The organism is Acetobacterium fimetarium (genome assembly GCF_014284475.1).
GTDB lineage: Bacteria > Bacillota > Clostridia > Eubacteriales > Eubacteriaceae > Acetobacterium > Acetobacterium fimetarium.
This window is the reverse complement of the sequence record NZ_WJBC01000016.1, coordinates 13,319-36,910: the sequence shown is the minus strand read 5'-3', so window position 1 is coordinate 36,910 and position 23,592 is coordinate 13,319. Positions and strand designations below refer to the sequence as shown.

Genomic DNA, 23,592 nt, shown 5'->3' with positions numbered 1-23,592 from the left:
AAAACATGAAAGTCATTCATCTCTACACCGACGGCGGCTGCCGCGGAAATGGAAAAGAAGGGGATAATCTGGGTGCCATCGGTGGCGTCCTGATTTTCCCGGAAAAGAATGTAAAAAAAGAATATAAATGCGCCTATGAGAATACCACCAACAATAAAATGGAGCTGCTGGCTGTGATCACCGGTCTGAAAATGCTGAAAGAGCCCTGTGAGGTGCATATTTTCAGCGATTCGGCCTACGTGGTCAATGCCTATCTCCAGAACTGGATTGGCGGTTGGAAGGCCAAAAACTGGTCTCGCGGAAAAGCGGGGGAACTCAAAAACAGGGAACTCTGGATGGAACTCGATGCCCTGGTCAACGGCCACACGGTCACCTTTCACAAGGTCAAAGGCCATGCCGAAAATCCCTACAACAACCAGGCCGATCTGCTGGTGAATCAGGCAATGGACGAGTTTCTCGCTGACTTGTCGTAAATAAAAAGGAGCTTTTGCAAAAGTTCAGATAAAAGACGAACAAAGTACCGATAATTATTACATCATGTTGTCTGCATCAGAGCGGACACGGCGAAAGCCTGTCCGATTCTGCAGCAGACAACAGATTAATAATTGGTCGGTACGGGGTTTATCTTCTAACTTAAGACTTTTGCAAAAGCCCCTTTTTTTATTCTGACACTAGAATGACATGATCAGTCCTTTATCATTGGCGTAGTAACTCGTCAGACCGTGCATCGGGAAAATGTAAATCTCCTTGAGGTTGAACCGTTTCTCCAGCAGGTCTCTCAGAATTTCGGCCTGGCTCAAGTTGTTGCAGTGGCTGATCACCACCGGAAAATCGTGATGGGTCATGGCTTTTTCGCTGACCATGTTGGCCATGGCGGACAAAGCCTTTTTGATGCCGCGGGTCTTTTCGACGATTTCGATCTTGCCCTGATCCGTTGCCCGGGCAATCGGCATGATCGATAGCTTGGAAGCCACCACGCCGGCAACTTTGCTCATGCGTCCGGTCTTGACAAGATTGGAGAGGTCCTGCAGCAGAAAAACCAGGGTCAGTGATTTCTGATACTCGGAAAGCTTATCGCAAATGGCCTCAAAATCCATGGTTCCTGCCTTGATCATATCGCGGAGCTTCATGATCATCAGGATCATCGAGGTTGAGGTTGCCAGTGAATCGAACAGTCTGATTTTTTTGCTGCTATCTTCTTCAAGCACCATATCCGCGGCGACCCGGGCGCTGTTGTAAGTGCCGCTGAGACCAGAGGTCATGGCGATGACATAGTTTTCATCGTTTTTCCGAAGCTCGGCGGCAAAATCTTCCGGGGAAGGGCAGGCGGAAGAAGATGCTTCCTTATATTCTTTCATTGCGTTGATGAGCACCTTTGTATTCAGGGTTTCATCATCAATAAATTCATGATCGCCAACAATTATTTTCAGGGGAACGACCGAAAAATCGATGCCATCCTTTTCCAAATAATTAGCTGGAAGATCACAGGAGCTGTCGCTGATAATTCTTGGTTTCACTTTATTTTCCTCGTTTCAGTCTTTCTCAGTTTCGCAGATGTTGCCATCCTCAGTATGCTGTCAAAACATGACTCATTCGTTCATGCTTATTTCTTTCCCCAAAAATGATCAGAGTGATCATCCTGTTTATTCGTATTAAAGCAGAATCCTTTAAATAAGCTTTTCACAAAGGCTTCAAATTGATTCAGTCAAATAAGAAACGGATTCATCGGCATCCAATTTCATCAAAATATCGCTGGTGATTAAAGGGGTTGCGGGGCCATAGTCGATTTTTCCCAGCATGTTTTTCATAGAAAAACGTTTAAGCTCGTTGCTTTTCAGGGCATCGATGGCAAGAAACAGTTCGGTTGCGTTTTGAACGACGACAGCGGCGCCCTGCCGTTTGAACCACTGGGCATTTTCACCCTCCTGACCAGGAGTTGGATTATACAGGATGACCGGTATTTTTTTTGCAACCACTTCGCTCAATGTGATTCCGCCTGGTTTGGTGACCATGAGGTCGCCAACTGTATAAAATTCATGGATATTCTCCACAAAACCGAATATCTTTGTGTTAACGAAGCCTTCCTGCAGCAAGTCCTGCTTCAGGCTGTGATTGTTGCCGCAGATGACAACGGTCTGAAGATTTTCCATTTTGTCGGTTCGCCGGCAGATTTCCGTGATGTTCTTCAGGACGCCATAGGTTCCCGCAAAAATAATCAGTGTTTTTTTTCTGGCGTCCAGATGATATTTTTTCATCAGTTCAAGGCGGTTTTCCCGCTTGTAAAAAGCGCTGCGAAGGGGAATGCCGGTTTTGAGTATTTTATGTTTCGGAATGCCTTCACATAAAAGCGAATCTTCCACGTTCTGACAGGCGACATAGTAATGATCGGTATCCTCATGAATCCAGGCTTTTGGAATACAGAAATCAGTCACCACGGTGAACACTTTGATGTCCGGGTAGTACTTTTTCTTCATAATCGATGAAATCGTATAGGGATAGGTATTGATGATGCAGTCCGGTTTGAATTCATTGACCATTTTCATCAGAGCACGATCCGTGAAATGCCAGAGATTGTAGATTAACTTTGTGTTGGCTTTCTTTTCACAATCGTAGTAAATTTGCTTATAAAAACTGCTTCCAATGGAGTATGAAAGCAGATAGGATTTCTCGATAACCCGGTTGAGTACGGGATTGGTTTCATTGAATAAGTCACGTACCGAGACAATGTGCCCCTGCGACTCGAAGTTTTCCTTTAGGGTGTTGGCTACCATTTTATGGCCAGACCCGTGGGAACAGGTTAAGATAAGAATGCGTTTTGGTTCTAACATGGTAATCCGTCCTTTCTAAAAATCGATCATCATAAATTTCTATGTATCTTCAGTTATTAAGTTTAGAGAAATATTATTAGATTTCGATTAGAAAAAAGACATTCTGCACATTTTAAAGCCAATTTTAACATTAAAAACAAAGAATTAACATCCGTTTGGCTATTCTTCAAATTCGATTCCCAGGATGCAGATATCATCGGAAAGCGTTAAAGCCTGCTTGAATGTCATACAGGCATCGACGATTTTTTCGCCAATTCGATTGATCGGAAGCCTGGCGTATTTTGTTACAACATCAATCACACGTTCAATGGAGAATTCCTCTTCATCCGGGTTTTGCGCATCAACCAGCCCATCGGTAAACAGAAACAGCTTGTCGCCCCTGGAAAACCGGATGCGTTTGTCAAAATAATTCATCGACGGCATAAACTGGCATAATCCCATCATCGGAAGATTGGGCTTGAGCAGCTCGACTTGATGGTTTTCCCGCAGCAGAATCCCGGCGGGGTGACCGGCGTTGGCAAAACAAAGTGTGCTGTCGTCCGGATCAAAAATCAGAGCAATTCCCGTGAAAAAAGTATTGTCCATCAGCTGGCAAATATCTGTTTCAATCTGTTTAAGCACCAGACTGGGGAACTGATTGATGTGTTCATCCTTCATTGTATAGGAATAACTGAGTTTGAACATGCTCGTGATCATCGCAGCGTCAATCCCATGACCGGTTGCATCGGCGATGATGAGGTTGATTCTTCCGTTGTCCATGAAATGAAAATCAAAAAAATCTCCGCCCACTTTTCTGAAGGGCCTGAGATAGCTGTAAAAATGATAATCATCAGAAACAAAGGAACCGGGAGCAGGAATTATCTTGCGCTGAAGGTTCTGCGCAAATTCCAGCTGCTTATCAAAAAGAGCCACCAATTCTTCGTATTTGTCAGAATTATTCAATGGAAACCTCCTCAAACTTTTCTTTAACTTATTATAGCACATTATTTTTGAGTTGTTAGCGGGATTTCTATAAAAATGATTGAATTTATCGATACGAACCATTATAATGAAAATATCAAATTGAAATGAGGTGTCTAAAATGATTGAATTTGTATATGGTGCAAAAGGAAGCGGCAAAACAAAGAAAATGATTGACATGGCAAACAGTGCGTTGGAATCCTGTGAGGGGAACGTCATTTTTCTTAACGACAGAGACAAATATCGAGTAAAAGTAGATACTAAGATCAGATTTATTAACATGGAGGAATTTGGAATATCCGGAATCGATCAGCTTTATGGATTTTTGAACGGTGTGATCGCAGAAAATTACGATGTCAAAATCATCTTTATCGATAATCTGCTACGTCTCATCAATGCAGATTCACCGGCTGATGTCTGCGGTATGGTTGAAAAAATTCAGAAAATCAACGAAAACCATGAAATCAAATTCGTGCTCAGCATCAGTTGTGCCGAAGAAGAGATGCCCGAATGTGTCACTAATTTAATATAGAAAAAAAACAAGGCGGACCTGTTTGAATTTCAAAGGGGTTCGTCTATTTAATCTCATGCTAAGGAAATAAATGAAGACAACAGAACATCAACTCTATCGCGTCTATTCCGTCTGGCTGAAAGAGCATTATGGCGAGAAAGTCTATAAAATACCCATCAACATTCCGGTAACCTGTCCGAATCGTGACGGGACAAAGGGCTGGGGCGGGTGTATTTACTGTGGGGAAAAAGGCGGGGGCAATGAAACCCTGTCGGAAAAGCTGTCCGTTTCAGAACAGATGGATCAGAATATTGCGTATATTGGAAAGCGCTATAAAGCCCGCAAATTCATCGCGTTTTTCCAGAGCTTTTCAAACACTTATTGCGAATTTGCAGATTTCAAGCGCTGGATCACGGCAAGCCTGCGCCCGGATATCGTGGAGATCGCGATTTCTACACGTCCCGACTGTCTTCGGGATGAACAGCTGCTTTTCCTGCAGCGGATAAAAGAAGAAAACGCGATTGAAATAACCATTGAACTCGGATTGCAGAGTGCTAATCCGAAAACACTTGAGATTATCAATCGGGGACACACATTAGATGAATATCAAAGCGCTATGGATCGCATTAAGAACGCCGGATTCATGGCCTGCACCCATTTGATCCTGGATCTGCCGTGGGATACGGATACAGATGTGATCACAGCGGCAAAAGTCGTTTCCGAAAAAGGAACGGATTTTGTGAAGTGTCACAGCCTTTATATCGAAAAGAACACCCTGCTGAAACAATGGTATGATGAAAAAAAGGTAACGCTTCTTTCCAAAGAAGACTATCTCCGCAGGGCGATGCTCTTTCTTTCGTATCTTTCGCCGGCAGTTGTGATCGAGCGCATCATCGGCAGAGTTCCGAAAGAAGACAGTATCATCACCAACTGGGATACTAGCTGGTGGAAAATAAAAGACGAGCTGGAAGCTTGCATGGAAAAAGAAAATTACTATCAGGGCAAATGTTTCTCTGATATGAAAAATAAGAGGTAAACTTTTTTGGGAACAAAATATTGGCAAGAATTTCTCATCCCTTATCATCAGGCCGTCGATGAGATCATTTTAAAATTCAACAGTCTTAAAGAACAATATGCAAAGGTCGGGGAATACTCTCCGATCGAATCCGTTTATGGTCGTGTCAAGAGCGTATCCAGTATTCTGGAAAAAGTCCACAACTACGGCGTCGATATTGAAACGCTTGAAGAGAACATTCAGGATATCGCCGGTATCCGGATCATGTGCCAGTTTGAGGAAGACATTTACGAGGTCGTTGATCTGATTAAAAAACGCGCTGATTGCGACATGGAAATCGTCAAGGTCAAGGACTATATCAGCGAAGCCAAGCCGAGCGGATACAAGAGCTACCATCTGATCATCCGGTATCCCGTTTTTTGCGTATCCGGCCGGCAGAATATCCTGGTCGAAATTCAGATTCGCACGCTCGCGATGAATTTCTGGTCGATCATTGAGCATTCCTTAAACTACAAGTACAAAGAACATATTCCCGACGAAATCAGACAACGGCTGGTCAGTGCTGCCAATGCGGTCAATAATGTCGATCGTGAAATGTCTTCGATCCGGGAAGAAATTCAGAACGCACAACGTGTTTTCGGTCTGAAATCAAGCTCGGTGACCAGCATTCTCGACAATATCGGGTATTTGTACAAGCTGAACCAGGGCGAAAAAGCATCTCATTACGAGCGTATTTTTGATGATCTGTTTGAGCAGGAAGATATCATTCAGCTCATCCTGCTCAGGAAAGAACTGGAGACGGAAGTCAATTCGATCGAGTCGGAAGTTTAATTATAAAAAATTTGTTTGTGTAAAAAGGACAATATGTTATAATAAACCATTGTAAAATCATATAAAATATCTAGGAGGTTGTCGATGTCAGGACATTCAAAGTGGTCGACTATTAAAAACAAAAAAGGAAAAATTGATGCGAAACGCGGTCAAATATTTACGAAATTAGCAAAATACATCGCCGTTGCATCTCGGGAGGGCGGCCCCGATCCCGATATGAACGCAAGATTGAAAGAAGCCGTGGCTAAAGCAAAAGCGGCAAATATGCCCAACGATAATATTGATCGGGCGATAAAAAAAGGTGCCGGCGATTTACAGGGCGGTACCTATGAAGAAATAATCTATGAAGGTTACGGCCCCGGTGGCGTTGCCGTGATTGTTGAAACATTGACTGACAACAAAAACCGCACCGCCGGTGATGTGCGTCACGCCTTTGACAAAAATGGCGGAAATCTGGGAACCAGCGGATGCGTCGGCTTCATCTTTACCAAAAAAGGGCAGATCATGATTGAGAAAACGGATGATCTGGATGAAGAGGCGCTGATGATGGTTGCTCTCGATGCTGGCGCTGATGATATTGAAACGTCGGATGAAGGCTATGAAATCAGTACCGATCCCGCAGACTTCGGCGCTGTGTGCGATGCCCTGAAGGAAGCGGGCTATGAGCTCGCGTCCGCAGAAATCGCAATGGTCGCATCAACAGAGGCAGAATTAGAAGATCCAGGCGACATCAAGAAAATGCTCAAAATGATTGATATGTTCGATGACAACGAAGATGTTCAAGCAGTCTGGCATAATTGGCCTGGTGAAGATGATGAATAAGAAAACGCTTTTTGGCAAATTCAAAGACGTCGTCCTTTATGTTGTCTTTTCGATGCTGCTGATTTTTCTGATGTCTTCATTCGTTATTGAAGATGTCTACTCCGCGGCCGATCAGCTTACCATTAACGAACAGGGGATATCCGATGTTTATTCCATTGCCATCGGCAGAACACCGTCAAACGTTACGATCAACAACGGTAATACCGATGACAGTGACAATAAAACATCGGAAATCAAAACATCGGACGGCACAACGGTGGTGATCACCGAATATGCGCTTGGCGATACAAACGATGAGATCAGGGATTATACGCAAATTTTATATTCCCTTGGATTTTTATCGAGCCAGCCAACCAATCAGATAACGGAAGAGGTTCAGACAGCGTTGAAAACCTATCAGGCAATGAAAGGTCTGGAACAGACCGGAAAGCTTGATCGTTCCACGATTATTTCGCTGGTGGCCGAAGACATTAAATACGAAAAGGGCGACAGCGGCAAAATGGTCCAGTCATACCAGCAAATACTGGTTGATAATCAATACCTGACAGCAGACAAAGCAACCGGCACGTTTGATGATGCCACCGAGGCTGCGGTAAAAGCATTCCAGAAAGCCAAGGGTCTGACTGAAACAGGGAAAATTGATGCGAATACCATGAAAGCCCTGGATGCTTTAAAAAAATAAATAGCGATAATAGAAGCCGCCTCGTGAGGCGGCTTTATCGTTTACAAATAAAAAATATTTGATATAATGATAGCATGACTTGGAACTGAAAAGTTTCTAAGTGCACATGAAAAGAGGAAAAGAAATGAAAGTTGTTACACCAAGTGAAATGGCTGTTATGGATCGCAATGCGGTCGCTGCTGGCACACCCATTATTGAGCTCATGGAACGGGCCGGACATGCCTGTGCCGACATCATCAAAAAGGATATCGATGAGCATTCCCGGATTATCATTCTTTGCGGAGCGGGAAACAACGGCGGTGATGGCCAGGTCATTGGTCGGCTTTTGCTGGAAGACGGCAATAAAGTCCATCTTTATCTTACGGAAAATCAGGAAAAATTATCCGCAGACAGTCAGGTCAATTTGAAAAGACTGGAAGCCAAAAATATTCCGGTACGTTTCCTGACGGAAGAATCTGATTTCGCCGAACTGAAACAGGATCTCGCTACTGGAACGCTCGTCATCGATGCGATTTTCGGAACCGGTCTGGCCGACCGGGAACTGCCGGAAAAATATCTACGCCTTTTCGATATGATCAATGCATTTGCGGGCGAAAAAATCGCCATCGACATTCCGTCGGGACTGCGGGGCGATGTGGGATTGAATATCGGAAACGGTATTATGGCAGACCGAACCATCGTCATCCAGAATTACAAAACCGGCTGTCTGTTGAATGACGGTCCGGATTACACCGGTGATACCATTCTGGTGGACATTGGCATCGATGAGACTAGCATTGACAACGAAAAATACTATATTCAGGAGCGTGATTTAAAGTTCCCGCAAAAGAGAAAAAAGAATACCCATAAATACGATTACGGTTCTGTCGTGGTCATTGCCGGATCAAAAGGGATGAGCGGCGCCGGTATTCTGGCGCTTGAAGGCGCTTTAAAAAGCGGCAGCGGTTTAGTTACCTGCTATGTTCCCCATGAAATCTATATCCCGGTTGTTTCACGCGCTCCGATTGAAGCATTGATCAAGACCTATGACTGCAACATCACCGAAGATGACATAAAGAATGACAAGAAACGGGTTATTCTGATCGGACCTGGTATTGGTCGGGCGAAGAATTACAGCTTTATTCTGGAGCATCTTCTGGAAGGCACGCTGCCGGTGGTCATCGATGCGGATGGAATCTACCATTTATCGAAGGTCATCGATTCACTGAAGGAATCCACCACACCGGTGGTCATCACGCCCCATTTTGGTGAGTTTTCAAGGCTCATCGATGTGCCGCGAGAAGAAATTCTTGAGGATCCCATTGGATACGGTCAGAAATTTGCGATGGAATATCAGGTTGTGGTTGTCCTTAAAGGCTTCAGAACCATCGTTTTTGGAACCAACGGCGAAATCTGGTTCAATTCCACCGGCAATCCCGGCATGGCAACCGGCGGCAGCGGCGATGTGCTGGCCGGCATGATTGCGGGTATCGCCGGACAGAACGTGGATTTGTTTGAAGCGGCCAAGGCCGGTGTCTTTTACCATGGCAAATCGGGCGATTTTTATGCTTCCCGATTCGGCGAAAGCACCCTTACGGCGCACAATATCATCGATTCACTGAAATATGTACTGAAGTAAAATGGATCATCAAGTTATAATTAAGTGGGGAGAAGTCGCGTGAATTTTTGGGGACAACAGTTTTTACCGTACATTATTATTGTGCTGAGCTTGATCGTTGGGATCCAATCGATCATTTCTTTCACAAAATACAAGAAACGGTTGGTTGGCGGTAGCTTGGAAGATGGTGTTGTAAAAGAATTTAAGGATAAATTCAATCTTTATGGCATTTTGTATGTCGTTATTGCCTTTCTGGTGGTGCTCGCTTCCTATGCCATCATGAGTGACATCATGCTGATTATGATGCTGATCATGATCGGCGGCGGTGTTTACAATCTGATGCTGGTTAACAAAAAAGAAGGGTACGATATTAATGATGTGAGGCTGCTGCGTTGGAATGGCATTATTCTGTTTGCCGTTGCCGCCGTGTACGTGATTATCACGTTTATTGTCTAGCAGAGCATAAAAAAAGCAGGAATTTCAGACTCGCATTTTGAACGGACACTTCTAATTGCGGAAAGACGGGTAAAAAAATAAAAAAATGTATATCTTAGACTTATTAGCTGACACTGTGATTGAAACACTCTGGCTGACCGGTGCAATCATTTTAATTGGTTTGTTTCTTGAAGTGATTCAAAAATACACCATGCGGAATTTTCAGGGCAGCCTCGGACGCGGCACGGTTCTGGTCACGGGGGTTATCGGCACTCCGATTCATGAACTCAGCCATGCGCTGTTTGCATTGCTGTTCGGGCACCGGATTATTGATATCAAATTATTTCAGCGGCCGGACCAGGAAGGGGTGATGGGATACGTCAACCACTCCTTCAACAAAAGAAATATCTACCAGCGCGTCGGCAATTTTTTCATCGGAATCGCTCCGATACTGGGAGGCATCTTTGTTATCGTGCTGTTGATGTATTTTCTGATTCCCGATACGTACGCTGCCTATGCAAACATACTGGCCGGAAGCTTGAATACACAGGCAGTCAGTGACATCAACATTGCGGGAATTGCCGGCACCTACTGGGATCTGGTGAAAACCATCTTTTCACTGGCGAATTTTCAGAACGCGTATTTTTATCTTTTCCTGTTTTTGGCCATCTGCATTTCATCGCATATGTCCCTGAGTTTTGCCGATATCAAAGGCAGCTTCGACGGACTGATTTTCATCTTTCTGATTCTGCTGCTGCTCAATGTTCTGAACCTGGATCAGTTTGCTCTGCTGCCGTTTAGCATGGTGCAGTACAACATCATGGCAACCGGCGTGCTGATCATCAGCGTCATCTTTACCACATTATCTTTTCTGATCAGTTTAATCCTGCGGCTTGTTTTACCGCGATAAAGTTATCCTGTCGCGGTCATCAGACTTCACTAACGGGGCAATTTAAAGATTGCAAATAATAAAGAAATCAGGTATAATAACAACAAATTTAATATTAAACGACGGTTGGACAGGCGAAAGTCTGTTTTCAAGAAAAATATGTTTCCTGGGTGGGAAGCTCTTTGATAGAGTTTCCCATCCTTTTTTTGTCTAACCGGTGGTTAATAAAAATCATGAATGAGGGGTGTAAAAGAAATAATGAATTTAAAACATGGAACCTTTAAGGGGGGAATCCATCCGCCTTATGGAAAGGAAAGCACCGCATTAGTACCGCTGGGCTTTGGTGAAAAACCGAAAATGGTCACCATTCCCATGTCGATGCACATTGGGGCACCGTGTACGCCTTGTGTGAAAAAGGGCGATCCGATTTGTCTGGGTCAAAAAATAGGTGAACCGAACGGCTTTGTTTCCGTGCCCATCCATGCCAGTGTTTCCGGAAAAGTCGTTGCGGTTGAGGAACGGCCGCATCCATCTGGAGATCAAGTCATGGCGGTTGTCATTGAATCAGATGGTCTGGACACAATTGATCCGGATATCAAACCCTATGGCACACTGAATGAAATGGATGCCGAAGCCATTAAAAAAATGATTTTGAATGCCGGTATCGTCGGTCTGGGTGGCGCCACTTTTCCGACTCATGTCAAACTGGCGGTGCCACCGGATAAAAAGGTGGACTGTGTTATTCTAAACGGTGCGGAGTGTGAACCGTACCTGACTGCCGATCATCATCTGATGCGCACGCGGCCGGAAAACGTGATACTGGGATTGCAAGCGGCCATGAAAGCCGTTGGGGTCGAAAAAGGTTTTATTGGCGTTGAGGATAACAAAAGCGATGCCATTGAAGCATTGGCAAAAGCCATTGGAAACGATCGCCGCATAGAGATCGTCTCGCTCCACACCAAGTATCCGCAGGGAGCTGAAAAGCAGTTGATTACGGCCGTCACCGGACGGGAAGTGCCTTCCGGCGGACTGCCGGCCGATGCCGGCGTGATTGTGATGAATGTCGGAACAGCAGCCCAGATCGCAGAATCGTTGACCACCGGACTGCCATTGTACAAACGGCTTTTAACCTGCACCGGGGATGCGGTCAACCGTCCGCAAACACTAGAAATTCGCATCGGTGTCGCCTTTTCGTCCGTCATTGATCAATGCGGCGGATTTGCAGCGGAACCTGGAAAAGTCATTTCGGGCGGGCCGATGATGGGGGTTTCTCAATTTGAAACCGCTGTCCCGGTCATGAAAGGGACATCCGGCATTCTGTGTCTGACAAAAGAATCGGCGGCTGTGGCCAAGCCAACCAATTGCATCCGTTGTGGAAAATGCTTAAGCGTCTGTCCGATTCATCTTGAACCGCTTAATCTGGCTGCCTATTCGCAAAAAGGCAAGTGGGCAGAATGTGAAGAAAACCATGTTATGGACTGCATCGAATGCGGGAGCTGTTCCTATATCTGTCCGGCAAAAAGAACCTTGGTTTCTTCAATCCGCGTCGCCAAACGTGAGATTGTTGCGCAAAGAAGGAAAGGAAATTAGGCGAAATATGATGAACAATTTAAATCTTACGGTATCCTCATCCCCTCATATCCGCGCTAAACATTCGACCGCCAGCATCATGCAGCATGTTCTGATTGCTCTGCTGCCGGCTTTGGCCGTGGCCGGCTATGTTTTCGGCGTATGGGCATTGGCTTTAGTGGCTATTTGTGTGGTTTCTTGTGTCGCTACCGAAGCCGTCATTCAGCGACTGTGTAAAAAAACGGTAACCATCAATGACTGGAGCGCCGTTGTCACCGGGGTGCTGCTGGGCTTCAATCTGCCGATTAATGCGCCCTGGTGGCTGGCAGTCATCGGTTCTGTTTTTGCGATCGGTATTGTCAAACAGTGCTTTGGCGGACTGGGACAGAATTTCATGAATCCTGCTCTGGCAGCAAGAGCCTTCCTGCTGGCATCCTGGCCGACGCATATGACCAGTACTGCTTACATTCCGACTTATGATACAGTGACATCAGCGACGCCGCTGGCGCTGCTTAAAACCGGCGATCTGGGCAGTATGCCGTCAACGCTGGATTTATTTACCGGCCTGAACGGGGTTTATGGCTGTATCGGTGAAATCTCGGCGCTGGCGCTGCTGATCGGCGGGCTGTACCTTATTTTTAAAGGGATTATCAGCTGGCGAATTCCAACGGTCTATCTGCTGACCATTGCGGTGTTTGCGCTGCTGGTCGGACAGGATCCGCTAGTACATCTCTTTTCCGGCGGCGTGATGCTGGGGGCTTTTTTTATGGCCACCGATTATGCTTCTTCGCCGGTGACAGCGAAAGGACAAATCATCTTTGCCCTCGGCTGCGGTTTGATCACGATGATTATACGAATCTACGGCGGTTATCCGGAAGGCTGCTCCTATTCCATCCTGCTGATGAATGTTGCCGCCCCGCTCATCGATCGCTTCACCAAAGCTAAGATTTACGGTGACGTTAAAAAGAAAAAGGAGGTGCAGGCATAATGGAGAAAAGAAAAACTCAGATTGACTGGAAAAATGTTTTCAAATTGGGCTTCATTCTCTTTGTGATTTCTGCCGTCGCCGCCTGCTGCCTGGCATTTACCAACTACGTCACCGCTGGCACGATTGAAAAAATGGATCAGGAAACAAACAAAGCAGCCCGACAGGAAGTACTGTCAGAAGCGACAGATTTTGAGGAAATACCCGCCGCTGAGCTGGTCAAGATCAGGACTGAAATCGGACTTGAAAATCCGGATGAACTGGTTGAAGCCTATCAGGGGAAAACTGGTGATGACGTGATCGGCTATACGGTAAAAACGGCGCCGCAAAGCGGATACAGTGGCGAAGTGCAGGTGTTGACCGGTATTTCAAAGGAGGGTCTCGTTCAGGGTGTTACCATTCTTAAACATAACGAAACCCCGGGATTGGGAGCACTGGCAACGGAACCGGCATTCAAAGATCAATACAAAGATCTGTCGGCAGCCGAAAAAATCACCGTTGTTAAAACGGCGCCCGCCTCCGGCAGCAATTCAATTCAGGCCATTACCGGCGCAACCATCACATCCAAGGCTGTGACGGATGGGGTAAACATCTCAAATGAAGTTTATCTGATTTTGTCGAAATAGGGGGGGACAAGATGAATTTTATTAAAAATATGACCAGAGGTCTGATCAAAGAAAATCCGATCTTTGTACTGGTACTGGGAATGTGTCCGACGCTGGCGGTTACCACATCGGCAAGCAATGGCATGGGGATGGGGCTGGCAACAACCGCCGTACTGATCGGTTCGAACGTGGCGATATCGGCATTGCGAAAAGTAATTCCCGCCAGCATCAGAATCCCGGCCTTTGTCGTCATTATCGCCTCGTTTGTCACGATTATCGGAATGCTGATGAAAGCGTATCTCCCGGCCTTGAATGCGTCATTGGGACTGTTCATTCCCTTGATCGTCGTCAATTGCATCATTCTCGGCCGGGCGGAAGCCTTTGCGTTTTCTAACACCATTGCCGATTCCCTGGCCGATGGCCTTGGTATGGGTCTCGGATTCACAATGTCATTGACGATCCTCGGTTCGGTGCGTGAGATTTTGGGCGCGGGAAGTATTTTTGGCTTCTCATTGTTCGGCGCTTCATTTGAACCGGTGCTGTTGATGATTCTTCCACCAGGCGCTTTTATCACACTCGGCCTTTTAATGGGGCTGATCAACTGGAATAAGAAAAAGGCATAGGAGGAAGAGAACGATGAGTTTTATTTTTATTTTGATCAGTGGGATATTCGTCAACAACTTTGTATTATCCCGCTTTTTAGGTATCTGTCCGTTTCTGGGCGTTTCAAAAAAAGTCGAAACAGCGTTGGGGATGGGTGGCGCGGTCACATTTGTAATGGCTCTGGCTTCGGCGATCACCTACGTGGTTCAGTATGCCATTCTGGAACCGCTGAATCTTGAATATTTGCAGACGATTGCCTTTATCCTGGTAATTGCCTCGCTGGTTCAGTTTGTCGAAATGATCCTGAAAAAGATGGTACCGTCGCTGTATCAGGCCCTTGGCGTATACCTGCCACTGATTACCACAAACTGTGCCGTACTCGGGGTCGCGCTGCTTAATATTCAGTATGAATATAATTTTATTGAAACCTTTGTCAACAGCATTGGTGCGGCGATGGGATTCACCCTGGCGATTGTCCTTTTTGCAGGAATTCGCGAGCGTCTTGACAACGCGGTGATTCCGTCAGCTTTGGAAGGTTTTCCGATCGCGCTGTTGAGCGCCGGATTGATGGCGATCGCCTTTCTGGGATTTTCCGGAATGAAGCTGGGTTAGGAGGAGATGGAAATGTTAAATGCGATATTAGTGCCGATTGGTATCCTGAGCGCCTTCGGCCTGCTTTTCGGGATTGGACTCGCGATTGCGGCCAGAGTTTTTGAGGTGCCGGAGGATCCGCGGATGCCCATGGTTCGGGCGGCGCTGCCCGGCGCAAACTGCGGCGGGTGCGGACTGCCGGGCTGTGATGCCCTGGCGAACGCCATTGTCTCAGAGCAGGCGGCCGTTAATGCCTGCCCTGTCGGCGGGGCTGAATGTGCTGCTGCAATTGCCGGCATCATGGGTCAGGAGGCCGGCAGCGGTGCCAGAAAAATTGCGGCCGTTATCTGTCAGGGCACCTGTGAAACAGCGCCGAATCGGGCCGAATACTACGGCGAAAGGGACTGTCGGGAGGCGATGATTGCTTCCGGCGGTGCCAAAGGCTGCCGCTATGGCTGCATGGGGTATGGGACCTGCGTGTCCGTTTGTTCATTTGATGCGATTCACATCGGGGCGACCGGACTGCCGGAAATCGATCCGGATAAATGCACCTCCTGCGGCAAATGCGTGGAGGCCTGCCCCAAATCAGTCATGAGTCTGGTGCCGGCAGCTCAAAAAATTATTGTAAAATGCCATAACCAGGACAAAGGAAAGCGCGCCCGATTAACCTGCAGCACGGCCTGTATTGGCTGCAAAACCTGCGAGAAAGCCTGCCATTTTGACGCGATCAAAGTGGAGAACAATTGTGCCAGTATCGATTATGATAAATGCCGTCAATGCTATGAATGCGTTGAAAAATGCCCGATGAGTTGTATTTCCGGAACACTGGAATTCAACAAGTTAACGGCCTTTATTATTGAGGAGAGTTGTATCGCCTGTGGCCTTTGCGCCAAAAACTGTCCGGTCAATGCTATCAGCGGCGAAATTAAAAAGCCGCCTTATGTGGTTGATCAGGATATGTGTATTGGCTGCGGTATTTGTTTTGAGAAATGCCGAAAGAATGCCATCGATCTGCGAAAACAAAACCAAATTGGGAACTGAAACTCAAGCTACACTAAAATTTTAAAGCGCCGGAACCGTTTATAAAAACGGTTCCGGCGCTTTCACTATTTCACGATGATATCGCCATAGCCGGCCTTTGCCGCCCGGCATAAATCGTCCGGGCGCAGCTTGAGCTGACAGCCGATCTTGCCACCGCTCACATAAATCTGCTCCCATTCTTCTGCCGTATCACTGACAACTGTTTGATACGGCTTTTTCATGCCGATGGCGGTACAGCCGCCGCGCACGTAGCCGGTCACACTGGTCAAGTCTTTGACGTGAATCATCGCCACCGATTTTTCGCCGACGGCCTTGGCGGCCTTCTTCATATCCAGCTCTTCATCGATCGGAATCACAAAGACAAAATACTGGTTGCTTTTGCCAACCGTCACCAGCGTCTTGTACACCAGCTCGTAGGGCAGCTTCAGCTTGTCGGCCGTCTGCCGTCCATCGGTAAATTCGTCGCTTTCGTAGGACTGGTGCTCGTAATCAATTTTCAGTTTGTCGAGAATGCGCATCGCATTCGTTTTAATTTCCTTCTGTTTGGCCATGGAGGTCTCCCTGTTCTGTATATTTTAGTCAGCAGTGAGTGAAACAGCATTTGTTTCGCAAACTTCTGATTTTTTAGATTAGCGATAAGCTTTTTTTAATTTTACCAGAAAATATTCTTTTTTTCACGCTTTTTCTGTTTTCCCTACAAAAACAGCTGTCCGGGGATTTGTTAATAAGATGTAATCATTTACCGGCAATTAATTTCCTCGTTTCGTCATGATTTAGTTGATTGTTGGTAATAATATGGTTATAATTACATAGTTAACATGAATTATTATTAATAATCCAAAGCAGAACCCTTTCCGTTTTGCGTTATTAGTTGTGTTTGCCGTACAAATAATTACTTAAATTATCGATCAGACATGAATATCGTGATTGCCTTTTTATTTGGTTAATAGTATTCTATCTGTTACGTATAAGATTTTTCTGAGGAAGGTTAAAATGCATATGAAACACACCAATTTACCCCCTAAACAGGGACTTTATGATCCAGATTTAGAGCATGATGCCTGCGGTATTGGAGCGATTGTCCATATTAAAGGGAAAAAATCCCATCATATTGTGGAACAAGCTTTAACAACCCTTGTTAATTTGCAACATCGCGGCGGCCGTGGTTTTGAGCAAAATACTGGCGACGGTGCCGGAATTCTGATCCAGATACCACACCAATTTTTGGAAAAGATTTCCCGCAAAGAAAATTTCGTACTGCCTCAAGCCGGCGATTACGGGCTGGGCATGCTGTTTCTCCCGACTGATGCGGCTGAAAGAAAGCAGTGCGAAGAAATTCTGGAAGATTTGATTGTCAAAGAAGGCCAAAGCGTGATTGGCTGGCGTGATGTCCCCACTGATCTTTGTGATCTGGGAGAAACTGCCATCAAAAGCATGCCTTACATCAAACAGGTGTTTATCAAAAAGAATCCAGCGATCACCGATCCGATGGATTTTGAACGAAAACTTTATACCATTCGTAAACAGACAGAAAAGATTACAAAAAAGAGAGACTTGTATTTTTATGCTGCCAGCTTTTCCTCACGAACCATCGTTTATAAAGGAATGCTGACTGAAGATCAGGTTGGACTGTTTTATAAAGATTTGCAGGATGAGGATGTGACATCAGCGATTGCGATGGTTCATTCCCGTTTCAGTACCAACACCTTCCCCAGCTGGGAAAGAGCCCATCCCAATCGCTATGCCATCCACAATGGCGAGATTAACACCCTCCGTGGCAATGTCAATTGGATGTACGCCAGACAGTCCCAATTGAAGAGCGATCTCTTCGGCGACGAACTGGAAAAAACATTCCCGGTTGTCGACACCGACGGCAGTGATTCCGCCATCTTCGACAATTGCCTGGAATTTTTAAGCTTATCCGGTCGCTCACTGGCACACTGTGCCATGATGATGATCCCTGAACCATGGTCCAAACATCAGTCCATGAGTCCTGAAAAGAAAGCTTTTTACAACTATCACTCCCGTATACTCGAGCCCTGGGACGGACCGGCGGCCATCGCTTTCACTGACGGCGTCCGCTTAGGCGCGGTGCTGGACAGAAACGGCTTGCGGCCTTCCCGTTACTATGTCACCAAGGACGATATGGTGATTCTGTCTTCGGAAGTTGGCGTGTTGGATATCGCCCCGGAAAACATTCTCTGCAAAGAACGTTTGAAACCGGGAAGAATGTTGATGATCGACACCGAAAAAGGTGAAATCATCAATGATGAGCACCTTAAACATGCGGTTGCCTCGCAGCAGCCTTATGAAAAATGGCTTCAGAAAAACAATATCACTCTGGACATGCTGGCTGAGCCGGAAACGATCCCGGCTGCTGACAAAGATACCCTGGTTCAGCGACAGAAATCATTCGGCTATACCTATGAGGATTTGAAAGCGGTGGTGATCCCGATGGCCAAGGACGGCGTTGATCCCATCGGCGCCATGGGCAACGATATTCCGCTGGCTGTTTTGTCTGACAAACCGCAATTGCTGTTCAACTATTTCAAGCAGATGTTTGCCCAGGTAACCAATCCGCCCATCGACGCCCTCCGGGAAGAACTGATTACCGGAACCGAAGTCTATTTAGGCGGGGAAGGCAACCTGATTGATCCGAAGCCTGAAAGCTGTCGTCAGATCAGTTTACATTCGCCTATTTTAAGCAATCACGACCTGGCTAAAATCAAGGCCTTCAGCGATCCCAGTATCAAAACGGTTACGCTGTCCACTTTGTTCGACAGTCATTCCGGTGGTGCAGGACTAGAAAAAGCAATGATCGCTCTTTGTGCTCAAGCGGATGAAGAAATTCAAAACGGAGCCAAAGTCATTGTTCTTTCAGACCGTGGGGTTGACGAGAATCATGTTCCGATTCCGTCGGCGCTGGCAATTTCTGGGCTTCACCAACATTTAATCCGCAACCTGACGCGTACCGAAGTCAGCCTGATTGTGGAATCCGGTGAACCCAAGGAAGTGCATCATTTTGCCGTGCTGATCGGTTACGGTGCCACCGCCATCAATCCATACCTGGCGTTTGAAACCATCGATGATCTCATCGAAAGAGGTTTATTAACCGATACCGATTCTAAAAAGGCCATTAAAACATACATCAAAACCGTCACCAAAGGCGTTGTCAAAGTTCTATCAAAAATGGGCATTTCAACGATTTTAAGTTATCACGGCGCTCAGATTTTTGAAGCGGTCGGCATCAATTCCGATGTCATCAACCGGTTCTTTACCCGAACCCCGTCAAGAATTGAGGGCATCGGACTGCCAGAAATCGCTCAGGAATCCCAGATGCGACACGATGAAGCCTACAGCAATCCCTTTACTGACAATAAAACACTGGATTCCGGCGGCGTTTTCCAATGGCGTGCGGACGGCGAATACCATACCTACAATCCGGAAACGGTTTATAAACTTCAGACGGCCTGCCGCAACAATGATTACAAACTGTATCAGGAGTACACCCGTCTGATTGATGAACAAAGCCAGAAAACCTGTACCTTGAGGGGCCTGATGACTTTTAAAAACGCACAGCCGATTCCCATCGATGAAGTGGAATCCGTCGAAAGCATTTGCACCCGCTTCAAAACCGGGGCGATGTCCTACGGTTCTTTGAGCAAAGAAGCCCACGAAAGCCTGGCCATTGCCATGAACCGCATCGGCGGTAAAAGCAATACCGGCGAAGGCGGGGAAGATCCGGAAAGAAATATTCCGCTGGCAAACGGCGACTCACGCTGCAGTGCCATCAAACAGGTCGCATCAGGACGATTCGGCGTCACCAGCTATTATCTGTCGAACGCGAAGGAAATTCAGATTAAAATGGCGCAGGGCGCAAAACCGGGTGAAGGCGGTCAGCTGCCAGGCCGTAAAGTGTATCCATGGGTTGCCAAAACACGTCACTCAACACCGTGGGTCGGGCTCATTTCGCCGCCACCGCATCACGATATTTATTCCATTGAGGATTTAGCGGAACTGATTCATGACTGTAAAAACGCCAACCGCGATGCCCGCATCAATGTCAAGCTGGTATCCGAAGTCGGAGTCGGCACCATTGCCGCCGGCGTCGCCAAAGCCAAGGCGGATGTGATTCTGATCAGTGGCTATGACGGCGGCACCGGTGCTTCGCCACGAACCAGTATTCGTCATGCCGGTCTGCCATGGGAACTCGGCCTGGCCGAAACCCATCAGACACTGGTTCTGAATAATCTGCGAACCCGCGTCACGCTTGAAACAGACGGCAAGCTCCTGACCGGCAAGGATTTGGCCGTTGCAGCGCTGCTGGGTGCCGAAGAATACGGCTTCGCCACTGCGCCGCTCGTTATTCTGGGCTGCGTGATGATGCGTGTCTGCAACCTCGATACCTGCCCGGTCGGAGTAGCCACCCAAAACCCGGAACTCCGGAAACGGTTCACGGGAGATCCCGGACACGTGGTGAACTTCATGAAATTTGCGGCTCAGGAACTGCGCGAAATCATGGCTGAACTGGGCTTTAGAACAATCAATGAAATGATCGGACGTTCAGACAAACTTGAAATGAATAAGGCGATTGATCACTGGAAACTGAAGGGTCTTGATTTTTCAGACATTTTCTATCAGCCCGAAGTGCCACAGGGCGGCGGTCTGTATTGTCAAATCGAACAGAACCATCAGCTGGAAAAATCGCTGGATTTGACCGAACTGCTTGACCAATGTAAACCGGCTCTGGAACGCAGTGAAAAAGTTGACATCACTGCCGAAATCAAAAATATCAATCGCGTCGTGGGAACCATTGTCGGCAACGAAGTCTCCAAACGTTACGGCGAAGCGGGACTGCCGGATGATACCATCACCTTTAATTTCACCGGTTCTTCCGGTCAGAGTCTGGGCGCCTTTGTTCCCAAAGGCATCACGATTAAACTGGAAGGGGATGCCAACGATTATTTCGGAAAAGGACTGTCCGGCGGGAAAATGATCATCTATCCGCCGAAAACATCGACCTTTGTGCCCGAAGATAATATTCTGATCGGAAACGTGGCCCTGTATGGTGCAACGCTTGGCGAAGCCTATATCCGCGGCGCGGCCGGTGAACGTTTCTGCGTCAGAAACAGCGGCGTTACCGCAGTGGTTGAAGCAGTCGGTGATCACGGCTGCGAATACATGACCGGCGGAAAAGTCGTCATTCTCGGAAAAACCGGACGTAACTTTGCGGCCGGTATGTCCGGCGGCGTCGCCTACATTTTTGATCCGGACGCTACATTTGCAGACAACTGCAATACCAACATGGTGGACCTGGTTAAAATAACAGATGCGGCCGAATTAGCCGATCTTAAAGGGATCATTCAAAAACACCTGGATTACACCCAAAGCACGCTGGCAGAAAAAATTCTCGGCAACTTCGATGAAACCGCAAAGCAGTTTATCAAAGTTCTGCCAAGAGATTATAAACGCATGCTGGATGCCATGGAACGGGTTCAGGCACAGGGTCTCACCGGAGAAGAAGCTGCAATGGCGGCTTTTCAGGCAAACAACCAGGATTTATCCCGCGTCAGCGGAAATTAGTGAGGAGGTAAACTATTATGGGAAAATCAACAGGATTTTTAGAATATAATCGAGAAGTACCCCAGGATCGTGCACCTCTCGAACGCATCAAAGACTTCAAGGAGTTCCATCTCGAACTCCCGGAAGATACCCAGCGAATTCAGGGCGCCCGCTGCATGGATTGCGGCGTGCCTTACTGTCATTCCGGCATCATGCTGGCCGGCGGCGCTTCAGGCTGCCCGCTCCACAATCTGATTCCGGAATGGAATGATCTGATTTATCACGGTTTGTGGCAAGAGGCAATCAATCGTCTCCTTAAAACCAATAATTTTCCGGAGTTTACCGGTCGGGTCTGCCCGGCGCCCTGCGAAGGCGCCTGCACCGCTGGTCTCAATCAGCCGCAGATCACGATTAAAAACAATGAGTGCGCGATCATCGACCGCGCTTTCAAAGAAGGCTGGATCACAGCGAATCCGCCCAAGAAACGTACCGATAAAAAAGTGGCGATTGTTGGTTCCGGTCCGGCCGGTCTGGCCTGTGCGGATGAACTCAATAAAGCCGGGCACTCGGTTACCGTCTATGAACGCGCTGACCGGATCGGCGGGCTGCTGATGTACGGCATTCCCAATATGAAGCTTGACAAGAACGAAGTCATTCAGCGCCGCGTTGATTTGATGAAAGCCGAAGGCATCAGCTTTGTCACCAATACCGAAGTGGGTAAGGATTATCCCGTCGCGGCCCTTGAAGCTGACTACGATGCCATCGTTTTATGCGGCGGCGCCACCAAACCAAGAGATCTGCCGGTCGAAGGTCGAAACCTTGCCGGGGTGGATTTTGCGATCAACTTTTTGTCAGCCAACACCAAGAGCCTGCTTGATTCCAATCTGAAAGATGGCAATTACACATCAGCCAAGGACAAACACGTAGTGATCATCGGCGGTGGCGACACCGGAACCGATTGTGTTGCCACCTCTATCCGTCACGGCTGTAAAGATGTGATTCAGCTTGAAATCATGCCCAAACCGCCGGTTGCCAGAACAGCCAGCAACCCCTGGCCGGAATGGCCGAAAACCTATAAACTGGATTACGGCCAGGAAGAAGCCGCAGCCATTTACGGGGCTGATCCCAGACAATACTGCACCACCACGAAAAAAATAGTCGGTGATGCCGCCGGACATGTCAAGGAAATTCAGACCGTAGAAATTGAATGGGTTCCGGATGAAACCGGAAGAATGACCATGAAAGAAATTACCGGTACCGAGAAAACACACCCGGCCGATCTCGTCTTGCTGGCCATGGGCTTTCTGGGACCGGACGATCAGTTGATTGACCAGTTGGGACTGGACCGTGATCCGCGTTCCAATGTCAAAGCCGATGATCACAGCTATCAGACCAACGTGGCCAAGGTATTTACCGCTGGCGATATGCGAAGAGGCCAGAGCCTCGTTGTCTGGGCCATTCATGAAGGCCGCGAAGCCGCTAGAGCCTGTCATGAATATCTGAAAACTGTTTAGTTTTTAAAAGATCCCCAAATATGGAATCTAAGACTGTAGCCAAAACACTAACGTAGTACCGACAATTGTTACATCGTGTTGCACCCTAAGGGGCAGGCTCTTTGCATCAAGGCGAACAGGCGATCAGCCTGTACGAATTGCAAGCAAACAACTGATTAACAATTGGTCGGTACGGGTTTGGCGATAACCTGAGATCCCAGAATAAGGGATCTTTTGTTTTATCCGGTGAATCCGGCTGGTTCCAATGGAAATTATTTTCTGTATTGATAAAAAAAGAGATCGTGCTAAAATGAAATTAGCGCAAAACCTTTTGAAAAGTCACTCCAGACTCTCTCCTTCGCGGGTGGCTTTTTATTACTGAAAAAAGCTTAGCTAATTCTTAATGGTTTATCATTTTCAGATTCATTCAAGCTTCAGCGCTTATTATTGCAAGTAAGAAATCAAGAGATCCTCTCTCTTTTTTCATTCCACTTTTTATTCCTATAAAAGCAGCGGGTAGTCGATTACCCGTTGTTTTTATTTTTTGATTAAAATACTGCTATGACCAGGCGA

The 23,592-nt window shown here is 46.9% G+C and carries 21 protein-coding genes and 1 other annotated feature; of the genes, 17 read left to right on the top strand and 4 right to left on the bottom strand.

Annotated features, from left to right (window positions below; all coding sequences use genetic code 11):
• Nucleotides 1-5 precede the first annotated feature (5 nt).
• Nucleotides 6-473 carry a ribonuclease H family protein gene (locus GH808_RS10915; RefSeq protein WP_186842825.1) on the top strand — a complete coding sequence of 156 codons (468 nt, stop codon included), beginning with the start codon at nucleotides 6-8 and terminating at the stop codon, nucleotides 471-473.
• A 198-nt stretch (nucleotides 474-671) separates the two neighbouring features.
• Here GH808_RS10915 and GH808_RS10910 read toward each other — a convergent pair whose 3' ends face one another.
• The 3 genes from GH808_RS10910 to GH808_RS10900 all read right to left on the bottom strand — a co-directional run bounded on the left by GH808_RS10910 (nucleotide 672) and on the right by GH808_RS10900 (nucleotide 3,770).
• Complete coding sequence (locus GH808_RS10910) at nucleotides 672-1,517, bottom strand: DegV family protein (protein ID WP_186842824.1); 846 nt, start codon at nucleotides 1,515-1,517, stop codon at nucleotides 672-674.
• A 174-nt stretch (nucleotides 1,518-1,691) separates the two neighbouring features.
• Nucleotides 1,692-2,828, bottom strand: coding sequence for an MGDG synthase family glycosyltransferase (locus GH808_RS10905; protein WP_186842823.1), 1,137 nt, complete (start codon nucleotides 2,826-2,828; stop codon nucleotides 1,692-1,694).
• Nucleotides 2,829-2,987: 159 nt separating this feature from the next.
• Nucleotides 2,988-3,770 carry a PP2C family protein-serine/threonine phosphatase gene (locus GH808_RS10900; protein WP_186842822.1) on the bottom strand — a complete coding sequence of 261 codons (783 nt, stop codon included), beginning with the start codon at nucleotides 3,768-3,770 and terminating at the stop codon, nucleotides 2,988-2,990.
• Nucleotides 3,771-3,909: 139 nt separating this feature from the next.
• On the opposite strand from GH808_RS10900, the gene GH808_RS10895 reads away from it, so the two are divergent.
• From GH808_RS10895 to GH808_RS10830, 14 genes are all read left to right on the top strand, one after another.
• Nucleotides 3,910-4,320, top strand: a complete 411-nt coding sequence (locus GH808_RS10895; protein WP_186842821.1) for a hypothetical protein — start codon at nucleotides 3,910-3,912, stop codon at nucleotides 4,318-4,320.
• A 70-nt stretch (nucleotides 4,321-4,390) separates the two neighbouring features.
• On the top strand, nucleotides 4,391-5,335 hold the full coding sequence (mnmL, locus tag GH808_RS10890; protein ID WP_186842820.1) for a tRNA modification radical SAM protein MnmL/YtqA: 945 nt from the start codon (nucleotides 4,391-4,393) through the stop codon (nucleotides 5,333-5,335).
• Nucleotides 5,336-5,341: 6 nt separating this feature from the next.
• Nucleotides 5,342-6,145 (top strand): GTP pyrophosphokinase, encoded by an 804-nt coding sequence (locus GH808_RS10885; RefSeq protein ID WP_186842819.1) that lies wholly within the window; start codon nucleotides 5,342-5,344, stop codon nucleotides 6,143-6,145.
• An 84-nt stretch (nucleotides 6,146-6,229) separates the two neighbouring features.
• A complete protein-coding gene (locus GH808_RS10880) occupies nucleotides 6,230-6,967 on the top strand; it encodes a YebC/PmpR family DNA-binding transcriptional regulator (RefSeq protein WP_186842818.1) in 738 nt (245 codons plus the stop codon).
• Nucleotides 6,960-7,649 carry a peptidoglycan-binding domain-containing protein gene (locus GH808_RS10875; RefSeq protein ID WP_207722312.1) on the top strand — a complete coding sequence of 230 codons (690 nt, stop codon included), beginning with the start codon at nucleotides 6,960-6,962 and terminating at the stop codon, nucleotides 7,647-7,649. The genes GH808_RS10880 and GH808_RS10875 overlap by 8 nt, the downstream gene beginning before the upstream one ends.
• Before the next feature lie 124 nt (nucleotides 7,650-7,773).
• Complete coding sequence (locus GH808_RS10870) at nucleotides 7,774-9,267, top strand: NAD(P)H-hydrate dehydratase (protein ID WP_186842816.1); 1,494 nt, start codon at nucleotides 7,774-7,776, stop codon at nucleotides 9,265-9,267.
• Between the two features lie 39 nt (nucleotides 9,268-9,306).
• Nucleotides 9,307-9,702, top strand: coding sequence for a hypothetical protein (locus tag GH808_RS10865; protein ID WP_186842815.1), 396 nt, complete (start codon nucleotides 9,307-9,309; stop codon nucleotides 9,700-9,702).
• Nucleotides 9,703-9,787: 85 nt separating this feature from the next.
• Nucleotides 9,788-10,591, top strand: coding sequence for a metalloprotease family protein (locus GH808_RS10860; RefSeq protein ID WP_186842814.1), 804 nt, complete (start codon nucleotides 9,788-9,790; stop codon nucleotides 10,589-10,591).
• A gap of 103 nt (nucleotides 10,592-10,694) precedes the next feature.
• Nucleotides 10,695-10,750: a sequence feature (sodium ion sensor (DUF1646 type); this cis-regulatory element may regulate processes involved in with the transportation of sodium ions), on the top strand.
• A gap of 78 nt (nucleotides 10,751-10,828) precedes the next feature.
• Entirely contained in the window at nucleotides 10,829-12,160 is a 1,332-nt protein-coding gene (gene rsxC, locus GH808_RS10855; protein ID WP_186842813.1) for an electron transport complex subunit RsxC, read from the top strand.
• 10 nt (nucleotides 12,161-12,170) lie between these two features.
• Nucleotides 12,171-13,127: an RnfABCDGE type electron transport complex subunit D gene (locus tag GH808_RS10850; protein ID WP_186842850.1), complete on the top strand. Its 957-nt coding sequence runs from the start codon at nucleotides 12,171-12,173 to the stop codon at nucleotides 13,125-13,127.
• Complete coding sequence (locus GH808_RS10845) at nucleotides 13,127-13,750, top strand: RnfABCDGE type electron transport complex subunit G (RefSeq protein WP_186842812.1); 624 nt, start codon at nucleotides 13,127-13,129, stop codon at nucleotides 13,748-13,750. The genes GH808_RS10850 and GH808_RS10845 overlap by 1 nt, the downstream gene beginning before the upstream one ends.
• 11 nt (nucleotides 13,751-13,761) lie before the next feature.
• Nucleotides 13,762-14,352, top strand: coding sequence for an electron transport complex subunit RsxE (gene rsxE, locus GH808_RS10840; RefSeq protein WP_186842811.1), 591 nt, complete (start codon nucleotides 13,762-13,764; stop codon nucleotides 14,350-14,352).
• Nucleotides 14,353-14,365: 13 nt separating this feature from the next.
• Nucleotides 14,366-14,944 (top strand): electron transport complex subunit RsxA, encoded by a 579-nt coding sequence (gene rsxA / locus GH808_RS10835; RefSeq protein WP_186842810.1) that lies wholly within the window; start codon nucleotides 14,366-14,368, stop codon nucleotides 14,942-14,944.
• 12 nt (nucleotides 14,945-14,956) lie between these two features.
• The gene (locus tag GH808_RS10830; protein ID WP_186842809.1) at nucleotides 14,957-15,964 is read left to right on the top strand and encodes an RnfABCDGE type electron transport complex subunit B; all 1,008 of its coding nucleotides are present in this window, start codon (nucleotides 14,957-14,959) and stop codon (nucleotides 15,962-15,964) included.
• Nucleotides 15,965-16,029: 65 nt separating this feature from the next.
• On the opposite strand, the gene ybaK is transcribed toward GH808_RS10830, so the two are convergent.
• Nucleotides 16,030-16,515, bottom strand: coding sequence for a Cys-tRNA(Pro) deacylase (gene ybaK / locus GH808_RS10825; RefSeq protein ID WP_186842808.1), 486 nt, complete (start codon nucleotides 16,513-16,515; stop codon nucleotides 16,030-16,032).
• A gap of 448 nt (nucleotides 16,516-16,963) precedes the next feature.
• Between ybaK and gltB the strand changes: the two genes are divergently transcribed.
• Together gltB and GH808_RS10815 are read left to right on the top strand one after the other, a co-directional pair.
• The gene (gene gltB, locus GH808_RS10820) at nucleotides 16,964-21,547 is read left to right on the top strand and encodes a glutamate synthase large subunit (RefSeq protein ID WP_186842849.1); all 4,584 of its coding nucleotides are present in this window, start codon (nucleotides 16,964-16,966) and stop codon (nucleotides 21,545-21,547) included.
• Between the two features lie 17 nt (nucleotides 21,548-21,564).
• Nucleotides 21,565-23,040 carry a glutamate synthase subunit beta gene (locus GH808_RS10815; RefSeq protein WP_186842807.1) on the top strand — a complete coding sequence of 492 codons (1,476 nt, stop codon included), beginning with the start codon at nucleotides 21,565-21,567 and terminating at the stop codon, nucleotides 23,038-23,040.
• The last annotated feature ends 552 nt before the right edge of the window (nucleotides 23,041-23,592 follow it).